Here is an 11,350-nt window from a genome sequence, read left to right as displayed (position 1 = left end):
TCCTGCTTTTCCTGCTTTTCAAACATAAAAAAACACCGCTCTAATAAATTAGAACGGTGTTTTAAATTAAAGCTTTGCTAATACCCTAAGGTATTAATGCAAAATATTAGTCTTCTGCAACAACAGAAAGCTTAACAATAGCTTTAACTTCAGTGTGAAGTTGAACTTCAACTTCGAAATCACCAGTGTTGCGCAATGCACCTAGTGGTAGACGTACTTCGCTTTTAGCAAGCTCAACGCCAGCAGCAGTAACTGCATCAGCTACGTCACGGTTACCAATAGATCCAAATAGCTTGCCTTCGTCACCAGCTTTAGAAGCGATAACAACAGCTTCTAATGCAGTGATTTTTTCTGCACGAGCAGACGCAGCAGCTAATTCTTCAGCTAACTTAGCTTCTAGTTCAGCACGACGTGCTTCAAAAACTTCAGTGTTAGCAGCGTTAGCAACAACAGCTTTACCTTGTGGTAAAAGGAAGTTACGAGCGTAACCAGCTTTTACAGAAACTTGGTCACCCAAGTTGCCTAGGTTAGCGATTTTATCAAGTAAAATAACGTTCATTTTATATTCCTCTAAATTATTGCAGTATTACTGATGTAAATCAGTGTACGGCAGTAGAGAAAGATAACGAGCACGCTTGATAGCGCGAGCTAGTTGACGTTGATATTTAGCATTTGTACCAGTGATACGACTAGGAACAATTTTACCACTTTCAGTGATGTAGTTCTTCAAAGTAACGATATCTTTGTAATCGATCTCGGTAACGCCTTCTGCAGTGAAACGGCAGAACTTGCGACGACGGAAATAACGTGCCATGTGACAGTCTCCTAAGTTTTCAATTCGACATTTTCAGCGTGTAAAACCAAACGATTTTGACCATTTCTGCTCTGTTGCAGATTAAGGAAACCTTCGACTTGGATTTCTACGCCGGCTTTCAGATTTTCTGTAACGCTGTTAAAGCGCTCACCACTTAATACAACTTGAATTTGACAATAAACGTTGCGTAGCATTTCTGCTTCATAACGTTGAGATTTGTGCTCCAACATCAATACCGTATGGGCAATGCCTGCTGGGCTATCAAATCGTCTAGAACGCGTAATGGTTCCTGCTAATACCAAATTGTTTGTGGTCACAAAAAAACTTACTCAGCTGTGTTTTCAGCGCTTTCTTTAACTTCTTCAGTAGCTTCTGCACGAGGTGCACGCTCTTCAGATGAACGACGTGTATCGCGTTCGTCTTTAGCTTTAGCCATTGGAGATGCTTCAGTGATGGCAGCTTTAGTACGCATAACCATGCTACGCAAAACAGCGTCGTTGAAACGGAAAGCTGTTTCAAGTTCTTCAACCGATTCTGCAGTAGTCTCTACGTTCATAAGAACATAGTGAGCTTTATGCAACTCGATGATTGGGTAAGCCAGTTGACGACGGCCCCAGTCTTCTAAACGGTGAATTTGACCGCCAGCTTGGGTAAGAATACCCGTGTAACGCTCGATCATACCTGGCACTTGCTCACTCTGATCAGGGTGAACTAAAAATACGATTTCATAATGACGCATTTTTTTGCTCCTTACGGTTATCTAGCCTCGTTGTTGGCTCAGTCAAACCTAATAGAGGCAAGGAACTAATTAAAGTGACTGATTTAAGCCGCGGAATAATACATAAATTAGCAACGAGACTCAAGCGATAACTTACTGAGAACGAAATTAACTGGGTAATACTTGTCGTTTTAAGTAAGTTAATAACAGTTAAACTTTTCAATGCCAGCGACATTAGCCCCAAGTTTAAAGCAAAGATTAAAAGTTTGAATACTGAAGTATACCAATCAGTAAAGAAGTTGATGCGTTTCTATTGCGATGACCTGCACTCGTTTAGGCTTACCTGCGCAAGCATTACAATCGATATTGTGGCCGTTTCCCTTAAGTAAAATCCTCCTCGCTTCCCCCCAGGATTTATCAACAACATAATCTAGTTTGCGCTGCTGCTGATTCTAGGTATGATGTCGCATTGCACTATTTTACTTTCAACCTAGAACAGCATACCAAGAATAATAATGTCTAGAATCCTTACCGCAGCCTTAGCACTATCTTGCTCACCAGCAGCCTTCGCACTTGTACCGCCTGATTATCAAGAGCCACCGAGTGATTTTACTGCTGAAATTGAAGCCGGCTTCCAGCTTAATACAGGTAATACTGAATCGAGCAGTTTCAATGGGCGCACAAAATTAGTTTACGACACTGATTCAACGAGGCAAGAGGCCACCATCAAAGGTTATTTTGCGGCCGATGATGAAAAAACCACGTCAGAAAAGTACGACCTGCAACTGCAATCTAGCTACAAATTCTATAGTGGCTACGTTTTCGGCCGTGGTGACTTCACTTGGGATAAATTTGGTAGTTACACTCGCGTATCTACCATTTCTGGTGGTTATGGTTTCGATGCTATTTCCAATTCAAGCACTAAGCTTAGTTTAGAAGTCGGTCCAGGTTATCGTTATAACTTGCCCATTTCGACAGACAATATCCCTAACCCTGAAGCCAATAAAGATGTCATTTTACGTACAGCGGCAAAATTTGAGCAGAAACTACAAGAGTACACCAGTCTAAATGCAGACTTGACCTCTGAGGTTGGAGAAGACAACAACACGCTGACGTTAGATATGAGCTATAAGAATACCCTGTTCCAAGATTGGGCATTCAAAATAGGCGTCAACATTAAATACACTCAAGTGGTACCTGAAGGCTCTAAACAGACTGATACCATCACGACTTTCAACCTGCTGTATACCTTTCAATAACCTGATTCGATAATTTGTCCTTGAGCTTGCTTAGAGTGAGCTCAAGGACAATCCGATTAGCAGCGCCTCTCAGTTACTTTAATTGCTGCATTAAGTAAGCGTAAACCATAGAGCTTAATTCAGCGGCTTGGTTATTATCCGCAGCCCCGGCATGGCCACCCTCTATGTTTTCGTAATACAGCACATCTATCCCCATATCTTCCATTTTCGCTACCATTTTACGAGCATGGCCTGGGTGGACTCGATCATCGCGAGTTGAGGTAGTAAAGAACACTTTAGGGTAAGCCGTATCTTTCTTTAGGTTGTGATAAGGCGAGAATTTTTTAATATAGTCCCATTGCGCAGGGATATCTGGATCGCCATATTCACCCATCCAACTCGCACCAGCCAGTAACTTATTATAACGCTTCATATCGAGTAACGGCACTTGGCACACAACGGCGTTATATAGATCAGGGTTTCGAGTAAAGGCTGCCCCCATCAATAAACCACCATTACTACCACCTTGGATCCCTAAATGTTTACTCGAAGTAATTTTGCGGCTCACTAAATCCTTAGCTATCGCTTCAAAATCTTCATAAGCCTTATGGCGATTCTCTTTCAAGGCAGCTTGATGCCATGCAGGCCCGTATTCACCACCGCCACGAATGTTAGATAACACATATACACCGCCCTGCTCTAGCCAGTTTTTACCGATAGTTGCAGAGTAGGATGGACGTAATGAAACTTCAAAACCGCCATAACCATAGAGTAGAGTTGGATTTGTGCCATCTAGCTTTAAGTTTTTCGCCATCACCACAAAATACGGTACTTTGGTGCCATCTTTTGATTTAGCGAAATATTGTTTCGTTTCAAACTTGTCTGCAGCAAACTGCTGCTTCATTGCCTTCAGTTTCTTTGCTTTCATGCTCTTAGCATCAAACAGGTAAAGGCTAGAAGGCTCTAAAAAGCTAGTATAGTTAACGAAGACCTCATTGCTGTCATCTTCAGCGCCGAACACACTCAATGTACCGTTGACATCAAATGGCGCTTGCTGTGTTTGCCATTTGCTACCATTTTGCACATAGCGTACTAATTTACTTTTTACGTTATCGAGCCAAGTAATTAATATTGCGCCTTTAGTAAATCTAACTTGCGAAATTGAAGCTGTCGCCGTAGGTTCAACCAACACACTAAATTCAGGCTTTTGCGCTATCAGTTTATCTAGATCAGTATAAACAATAGCGCCCTGCTTAAAGGTTTTGCCGCCGGCTTTGAGCTCACTTTTAAGCTCTATATAAAGCTGGTCATTGAAATAACCTTTGATATCGGCATCTTTCGGCAGCGGCAACTCAACCAATTTGTTGTCATGATAAGCGTAGTGTTGAGCAGTATAAAAAGTAAGACTTTCAGTAATCAGCTGTAGTGGTTTTTTATCGTCATAAATCACATAGCCAGACACCGCAACCGAGGCCTTATCACCACTAAAAATTGTTTCAGCCGCAGACAGTGGCGTACCACGTTGCCACTGTTTAACCACTTTAGGGTAGCCTGAATCGGTTAAACTGTTACCGTCACCGAAATCGGTGCCAACAAAAACAGTATCTTTGTCTATCCAACTGACACTTGATTTTGCTTCATTCAATGTAAAAGGTTTGCTCTGTTTGTCTATAAATGCTTTTTGCTTCAGATCAAACTCACGCACTTCAACAGCATCAGCCCCACCGCGTGACAATGACACCATACAGCGATCGTAATTGGGATAGCGACAGTCCATTCCCTTGTACACCCAATTCACCCCTTCAGCCTTACCTAGAGCATCAATATCTAATACAGTCTCCCATTTAGGTTCTGCTTTGACGTACTCCTCCATGGTCGTTCTACGGTAAATCCCTCGGACATGTTTTTCGTCTTTCCAGAAGTTATACAGGTAGCCATCCATGCGACTAGCGTATGGGATCCGCTCTTTGTTATTCAAAATAGCAAGGCTATTACTCACTAACCCATCAAACCCTTTATATGCTTTTATCTCCTTTTCAGAGTGAGCATTTTGTTGCTTGACCCACTCCATCGGTTTTGCGCCTTCTACATCTTCAAGCCAGAGGAATTTGTCCTCTTCAGCAAAAGAGGGGGCTGCGGCAATTGAACTTAGCACGCATAAAGATAAAACTTTGTTTCGCATATAAACATCCTGTTATTAGAGTTAGTTTGGCTAAACTACTGCATGTGCTAACAAAGTTAAACAGTACAGGTTAATAAATTGTAACCATAAATAACGGTTACTCATTTGCAGGATACGAGCAACCGTTAGCACGACCAGCCATTATCTTTAGCCTCCAAATACAACAACGCCGATGAAGTTATAGCTTCATCGGCGTTTTAGAGTAGTGACCTGTGATGTGCAGGTAATTAGCTCATTATAAGCTTATTTTGCAAGACGTTGACGCACAGCTTCAAACAAACAAATACCCGTCGCAACAGACACGTTTAAGCTAGATACGCTGCCCGCCATCGGAATCGAAATTAAGGTATCGCAGCTTTCACGAGTTAAACGGCGAAGTCCTTTACCTTCAGCGCCCATAGCAATCGCTAGCGGCCCTGTTAGGCTAGCTTGGTAAACATCACTATCAGCTTCACCAGCAGCACCTGCAATCCAGATCCCTTTATCTTGCAGGCTACGCATAGTGCGTGCAAGGTTGGTCACTTGATATAGCGGAACGATTTCTGCGGCGCCGCAAGCCACTTTACTAACAACCGGCGTTAAGCCAACTGAGTTATCTTTCGGTACGATAATCCCTTGCACACCCGCAGCGTCAGCATTACGTAAACATGCACCCAGATTATGCGGATCGGTAACACCGTCCAGAATCAACAGAAATGGCGTTTCAGTGGCATCTAACATTGCGTGTAGATCGTTATCATTGAGGATCTTGGCAGCTTTCACCTTTGCCACAACGCCTTGATGCTGACCACCTGCAGACTTGTCATCTAACGCTTTACGAGAAGCATACTGAACAGACACGCCCCACTGCGATGCAATTTCCAAGATTGGTGTTAATCGTTTGTCGTCTCGGCCCTGTAGCACCCAGATTTCGATAACGCGTTCAGGGCTATTTTGCAGTACAGCTTCAACAGCATGCAAACCAAAGGTTATATCTTGCTTCTTCATCTATTTCTTACTCGTTTTACGCTTCGCTGACTTGGCTTTTTTAGCCGAAGACTTTTTCGCAGAAGCTTTTGTCTTAGTCGTGCCAGCTTTGCTGCCACTGCTTGATTTGTTTTTGCTTGCCGAGCGAGAGCCTGACTTGGCACTACTCTTACTGCTAGTTGAACGCTTACCTTTTCCAGCACTGCGCTCTTTATCAGCAAGCTTAGCGCCTTCGCGATTAACACGTTCTCTGGCTGTCATGGGTTTGCTAGGTTTGCGACGCTTGCCACCAGCTGCATCGCCTTCCATCATCAGGTCAATTTGACGGTCATCAAGATTTACCGCTGCAACTTTTACCGTTACCGTATCGCCAATCTGATATACCTGACCTGACGCCTCACCGACTAAACGTTGGCGCATGTTGTCGTATTGGTAGTAATCACTACCTAAACTCGAGATATGCACTAATCCATCGATAAACAGGTCGTTTAGTCGGACAAACATGCCAAAGTGCGTCACTGATGCAATAACCGCGTCAAAGGTGTCGCCAACATGATCTTGCATAAACTCACATTTAAGCCAATCGTTGACGTCTCGTGTCGCTTCATCTGCACGGCGCTCAGTGGTTGAACACTCTTCACCTAACAGGTCCAACTCTTCAATCTTGTAGTTATAACCGCCGTCAGCAGTCCACTGCTCAGATTGTTCTCCCTCTTGTTTTGACAACAAGTAACGGATAACGCGGTGCAAGATAAGATCTGGGTAACGTCGAATAGGTGAAGTAAAGTGCGAATACGCCTCTAATGCTAAGCCAAAGTGACCTTCGTTATCTGGGGTATAAGTTGCTTGGCGCATCGATCTTAGTAACATCACCTGAATCAGCTCAGCATCAGGCCTATCTGCAATCTGCTCCATCACCGCTTGGTAATCTTTTGGCGTTGGCTCTAGACCACCTTCCATCGTTAAGCCGCGCTCTTTAAGGAAATCCTTAAAGTTGGTAAGCTTTTGTTCCGATGGTGCCTCATGCACTCGGTATAACACCTCACCTTTGTGCTTTTTAACAAACTTTGCCGAAGCGACATTTGCCAAAATCATACACTCTTCAATGATCTTATGTGCTTGATTGCGGCTGCGTGGCACAATCTTATCGATTTTGCGCTGCTCATTAAAAATGAACTGAGTTTCAGTGGTCTCAAATGCAATCGCACCACGTTCTGCACGGGTTTCATCCAGTGTCAGATACAAAGATTGTAACGTTTGCAGGTGCGGGAATATAGGTTTGAGCTTGTCGCTCACCTCGCCACCTTCAAGCATGTCAGCAACCTGAGTGTAGGTTAAACGCGCATGGGAGTGCATTACCGCTGGATAAAATTTATATCCAGATAACTTGCCCGCTGCAGAAATAGTCATCTCAGCAACCATACATAGACGGTCAACCTCTGGCATCAACGAACACAGTCCATTGGAGATCTTCTCAGGCAGCATAGGAATGACTTGAGATGGGAAGTACACCGAGTTACCGCGCGAGCGTGCTTCTCGGTCTAATGCAGATTCAGTGCGCACATAATGGCTCACATCAGCGATTGCGACCCATAGGCGCCAGCCACCTGATTTTTTCTTTTCAGCATATACGGCATCATCAAAGTCACGCGCATCTTCGCCATCAATAGTAACCAGCGGCAAATGACGCAAGTCAACACGGCCTTCTTTATCAGCCTCAGTCACTTCATCAGGGATTTTTCTAAGTTTCTTCTCAATCAGTCCTGACCACTTATGGGGCAGATCGTAATTGCGCAGTGCAATCTCGATTTCCATCCCCGGAGCCATCTGCTGACCCAGTACTTCGATAACTTTTGCAGCAGCTTTGACATAACGTCCAGGTCTACGAGTCAGTTCTAAAACAACAATATCTCCCTGACGCGCACCTAATCGGTCCTCTTCAGGGATCAGGATCTCTTGCGTGATGCGGCGGTCATCAGCAATAACAAAGCCCATGCCGGCATCAAGATGAAAACGGCCGACTAATGCCGCTGTGCGCTGTTCGACTAAACGGACGATTCTGGCTTCGCGGCGGCCTTTACGGTCTACACCCGCTTTTTGTGCTAGAACTTTGTCACCGTGGAAGTACATCATCATGTCACGGTTATTAATGTAGAGGTCGTCTCCGCCCTCTTCTAACTTAAGAAAGCCAAAGCCATCTCGGTGGCCAATAACGGTACCAGTTAGCAAGTCCATTCTTTCAGGCAAACCATAAGCTTTGCCACGGGTAAACACTAGCTCACCGTCGCGCTCCATTGCGCGCAGGCGACGACGAATAGCTTCTAATTGCTCTTCGCCCTCAATCTTGAGTGCATTGGCTATATGTTCACGGGTTAACGGGGACTTTTGAGAGCGTAAGTATTCCAAAATATACTCACGACTTGGGATAGGGTTGTCGTACTTTTCTTGCTCTCGCTTAATATGTGGATCTTGTATCATTCATTTTCCAAAATATTGGCATGGCTGCTTTCAGCCATACTTATTGTTGCGTTCTCAGGTGTTCCTGTTTGGCCCTAGCCACTGAGCTGGGCGGCATTTTTGCCTCTAACACCTTTAACAAATTGCTTGCTTCGGCTTGCACCGTTTCATCGCTAAATACTTCGTTGTATAGCCAATGAAATCCAGTTTCGTAATCGCGTGGGCTACCATAGCCTTCACCAAATAACCGAACCAACATGATTCGCGCAGGCAGGTCACCTGTCGCAGCGGCGGGCAACACATATTGCACAGCACGCTCTTTATCTTCCATAACGAATTTACCGTCATGGTAATACTCCGCCATTCTAACCATGGCTTCAGCACTGCCTTGTCGTGCTGAGGTTTTTAACATCGAGATCCCACGTGGCGGATTGGCCTTAACGCAGATCCCGTAATTGAGCATTTCAGCCCAAAGATACTGATAGAGTGGCTGCTTTAGCACTTCAGCCCTCGCTTCAATATCCTCTACAATTTGGCAATCATCGCCTTTAACTTGTGTCAAATAGCGTTTACTGCGGATTAAATCAACCAGTTGCTCTTGAGTATAGACGTCTACGGCTTTGGGAGCAGCCATACTCGGCAAAGAAATTATCGACAATACAATAATTAATACATAACGCAGCATAAGTTCTCTCATTGACAGTAAGTAAATTCAAGCACAAGTATATTATCAGCTATAGTTGTATTTGTAGCCTGTTCTGTCTTTTTCATCGGCAGTATAACGTATTTCTTGAGGACTACCTGCGCCTCAACCCTTCCTAGTTGTAGCGGCTTTTTTACCTTCAGTAAGCACCCAATAAAAAGGCCGCTAATCGCGGCCTCTTTTTATTAACTAAACGGATTCACCAGAATCATGGTCTCGTTTCTATCCGGACCCGTTGAGATAATATCAATTGGCGTTTCTAGCAACTCTTCTAAACGCTTAATGTAGTTCATTGCTGCTTGTGGCAGCTGCTCTACAGATGTTGCGCCGAATGTTGTTTCGCTCCAACCAGGCATAGTCTCTAAAACAGGAGTGACCTGCTCATAGCCTTCAGCCGCTAGTGGAGTTGTAGTAGCGACAGTACCGTCTGGGTACTGGTAGCCAACACAAATCTTCACCTCTTCAAGACCATCTAATACATCTAGCTTAGTCAGGCAGAAGCCACTAACACTGTTGATTTGAACTGCGCGTTTCATCGCAACAATATCCAACCAACCTGGACGGCGCTTACGACCAGTCGTCGCACCAAACTCATGACCTTTAGTACCTAAGTAGTCACCAATTTCGTTTTCCAATTCCGTTGGGAAAGGACCTGCACCAACACGTGTGGTGTATGCCTTCATAATACCCAAAACGTAATCTAGATGACGTGGACCAAATCCTGAACCTGTTGCAACACCACCCGCGGTAGTATTAGAAGAGGTTACAAATGGATAAGTACCATGGTCAATATCTAGTAACGTGCCTTGAGCACCTTCAAATAGAATTGGTTCACCTGCTTTACGTGCCTGATCAAGAAGCTCAGAAACGTCAGTGCACATGCTCTTCAAGTAATCAGCAATCGCAAGAGCATCTTTCAATGTCTCTTCATAATCAACTGCTTCGCACTTGTAGTATTCAGTCAACATAAAGTTGTGATAAGCCATCACTTCCTTCAGTTTTTCGGCAAACAATTCTGCATTAAACAGATCGCCTACACGTAAACCGCGGCGTGAAACTTTATCTTCATATGCTGGACCAATTCCACGACCCGTTGTGCCAATAGCTTTATTGCCACGCGCTTTTTCGCGAGCCATATCTAATGCACAATGGAATGGAAGAATTAGAGGACATGCTTCAGAAATTAATAAACGTTCCTCTACAGGTACGCCACGCTCTTTAAGCATGTTAATTTCAGCCATCAGTGCGTCAGGTGCAAGCACCACGCCGTTACCAATAATGCATTTCACATTATCGCGTAAGATCCCTGATGGAATAAGATGAAGAACGGTCTTGTCGCCATCGATAACAAGAGTATGACCCGCATTGTGGCCACCTTGGTAACGAACGACATATTTAGCCTGTTCGGTAAGAAGATCGACTATCTTACCCTTTCCTTCGTCACCCCATTGGGTGCCGAGAACTACAACGTTTTTGCCCATTATTTGCTGCACGGTAGTGGTTAAAACGGGATTTTAGCAGATATATAGGGGCGGTAGGCAAGTAATTTATGAAAAAATAATCAATATGACTATGCCAACAGTGACTAAAGAACCACCTAACCTTTGCAGAAGCTGCTGATTTTGATTGGAAATTTCTTTCAAATAGGCGCGCCAACGGTTTGGAAACAAAAGTGGACCAATTCCTTCAATTATCAGCACTAAACCTAACGCAAGCATGATTAACTCAAAAGACATAACAAAGTATTTCCTATACCGAACAGTTTATAATATAGACAGAATTTTTAGTGTTCATATTTGACAATTGTATAACACTTAATAGCCCGTCCACTTCTTATTCTATCGCTAATGCCAAACAAATACTGCAGATAAACGGACAGAATGGATAAACAGTTACTACTAACCTCAACTGTCACTCCAGACAAAATATCAGCTTTGAAAAACTAGGGTTTGTTGTTCTTTCGAGCTTAATTTTTAGTCGACTATTTACCGTAAGGAATAATACCAATCAGTATAAAGATTTGATCGCTCAGCGAGAGTTTAGCGGCTTTGAGGTAAGGTCATTAAATGCTCCTCGGTAACTGCTCCTGCGTTACTCTCGATAGTTGCTTCTGCATTATTCTACCTTCGACCATCCTTGGTCTCGTACCTCCTATATCTGACCTCCAAGGAGGGAGGGAATGCCTTAAGCATCTCAGGAACATGCTTAAGGCCATGTGGTTCGCAATGAATGAAGAGCATAGTTAAACTAGGTTCAAGTTCATTAACGCAGC

The 11,350-nt window shown here is 43.8% G+C and carries 11 protein-coding genes; 1 reads left to right on the top strand and 10 read right to left on the bottom strand.

Translation table 11 applies throughout. The features are described 5' to 3' along the window. Positions 1-106 precede the first annotated feature (106 nt). From rplI to rpsF, 4 genes are read right to left on the bottom strand one after another with little or no spacing between them, the layout of a single operon-like run. Positions 107-559: a 50S ribosomal protein L9 gene (gene rplI / locus AB4135_RS06090; protein ID WP_020910910.1), complete on the bottom strand. Its 453-nt coding sequence runs from the start codon at positions 557-559 to the stop codon at positions 107-109. A 27-nt stretch (positions 560-586) separates the two neighbouring features. Continuing rightward, positions 587-814, bottom strand: a complete 228-nt coding sequence (rpsR, locus tag AB4135_RS06085; protein ID WP_005497284.1) for a 30S ribosomal protein S18 — start codon at positions 812-814, stop codon at positions 587-589. An 11-nt stretch (positions 815-825) separates the two neighbouring features. Continuing rightward, positions 826-1,131 carry a primosomal replication protein N gene (gene priB, locus AB4135_RS06080; protein ID WP_020910909.1) on the bottom strand — a complete coding sequence of 102 codons (306 nt, stop codon included), beginning with the start codon at positions 1,129-1,131 and terminating at the stop codon, positions 826-828. An 8-nt stretch (positions 1,132-1,139) separates the two neighbouring features. After that, entirely contained in the window at positions 1,140-1,553 is a 414-nt protein-coding gene (gene rpsF / locus AB4135_RS06075; RefSeq protein WP_020910908.1) for a 30S ribosomal protein S6, read from the bottom strand. Positions 1,554-2,047: 494 nt separating this feature from the next. On the opposite strand from rpsF, the gene AB4135_RS06070 reads away from it, so the two are divergent. Beyond that, positions 2,048-2,791, top strand: coding sequence for a YdiY family protein (locus tag AB4135_RS06070; RefSeq protein ID WP_371991199.1), 744 nt, complete (start codon positions 2,048-2,050; stop codon positions 2,789-2,791). 73 nt (positions 2,792-2,864) lie between these two features. Here AB4135_RS06070 and AB4135_RS06065 read toward each other — a convergent pair whose 3' ends face one another. From AB4135_RS06065 to AB4135_RS06040, 6 genes are all read right to left on the bottom strand, one after another. After that, positions 2,865-4,952, bottom strand: a complete 2,088-nt coding sequence (locus AB4135_RS06065) for a prolyl oligopeptidase family protein (protein ID WP_371991197.1) — start codon at positions 4,950-4,952, stop codon at positions 2,865-2,867. Positions 4,953-5,195: 243 nt separating this feature from the next. Further along, positions 5,196-5,939, bottom strand: a complete 744-nt coding sequence (gene rlmB / locus AB4135_RS06060; RefSeq protein WP_248973526.1) for a 23S rRNA (guanosine(2251)-2'-O)-methyltransferase RlmB — start codon at positions 5,937-5,939, stop codon at positions 5,196-5,198. Next, positions 5,940-8,396, bottom strand: coding sequence for a ribonuclease R (rnr, locus tag AB4135_RS06055; RefSeq protein WP_371991195.1), 2,457 nt, complete (start codon positions 8,394-8,396; stop codon positions 5,940-5,942). It abuts the gene before it with no gap. 40 nt (positions 8,397-8,436) lie between these two features. Beyond that, positions 8,437-9,060: a tetratricopeptide repeat protein gene (locus AB4135_RS06050; protein WP_220736614.1), complete on the bottom strand. Its 624-nt coding sequence runs from the start codon at positions 9,058-9,060 to the stop codon at positions 8,437-8,439. 203 nt (positions 9,061-9,263) lie between these two features. Continuing rightward, a complete protein-coding gene (locus AB4135_RS06045; RefSeq protein ID WP_371991193.1) occupies positions 9,264-10,559 on the bottom strand; it encodes an adenylosuccinate synthase in 1,296 nt (431 codons plus the stop codon). Positions 10,560-10,625: 66 nt separating this feature from the next. Continuing rightward, positions 10,626-10,814 carry a DUF2065 domain-containing protein gene (locus AB4135_RS06040; RefSeq protein WP_020910901.1) on the bottom strand — a complete coding sequence of 63 codons (189 nt, stop codon included), beginning with the start codon at positions 10,812-10,814 and terminating at the stop codon, positions 10,626-10,628. Positions 10,815-11,350: the final 536 nt, after the last annotated feature.

The organism is Shewanella sp. 10N.286.54.B9, assembly GCF_041468565.1.
Taxonomy (GTDB): Bacteria; Pseudomonadota; Gammaproteobacteria; order Enterobacterales; family Shewanellaceae; genus Shewanella.
Note: the sequence above shows the minus strand (reverse complement) of the source record. Positions and strands in the feature narration are given on the sequence as shown.

What these genes read in the sequence shown, in the direction of transcription:
- AB4135_RS06050 (WP_220736614.1), bottom strand. Translation starts at nt 9,060, where the DNA reads ATGCTGCGTTATGTATTAATTATTGTATTGTCGATAATTTCTTTGCCG.
- rlmB (WP_248973526.1), bottom strand. Translation starts at nt 5,939, where the DNA reads ATGAAGAAGCAAGATATAACCTTTGGTTTGCATGCTGTTGAAGCTGTA.
- rpsF (WP_020910908.1), bottom strand. Translation starts at nt 1,553, where the DNA reads ATGCGTCATTATGAAATCGTATTTTTAGTTCACCCTGATCAGAGTGAG.
- rpsR (WP_005497284.1), bottom strand. Translation starts at nt 814, where the DNA reads ATGGCACGTTATTTCCGTCGTCGCAAGTTCTGCCGTTTCACTGCAGAA.
- AB4135_RS06040 (WP_020910901.1), bottom strand. Translation starts at nt 10,814, where the DNA reads ATGTCTTTTGAGTTAATCATGCTTGCGTTAGGTTTAGTGCTGATAATT.
- AB4135_RS06070 (WP_371991199.1), top strand. Translation starts at nt 2,048, where the DNA reads ATGTCTAGAATCCTTACCGCAGCCTTAGCACTATCTTGCTCACCAGCA.
- rnr (WP_371991195.1), bottom strand. Translation starts at nt 8,396, where the DNA reads ATGATACAAGATCCACATATTAAGCGAGAGCAAGAAAAGTACGACAAC.
- AB4135_RS06045 (WP_371991193.1), bottom strand. Translation starts at nt 10,559, where the DNA reads ATGGGCAAAAACGTTGTAGTTCTCGGCACCCAATGGGGTGACGAAGGA.
- AB4135_RS06065 (WP_371991197.1), bottom strand. Translation starts at nt 4,952, where the DNA reads ATGCGAAACAAAGTTTTATCTTTATGCGTGCTAAGTTCAATTGCCGCA.
- rplI (WP_020910910.1), bottom strand. Translation starts at nt 559, where the DNA reads ATGAACGTTATTTTACTTGATAAAATCGCTAACCTAGGCAACTTGGGT.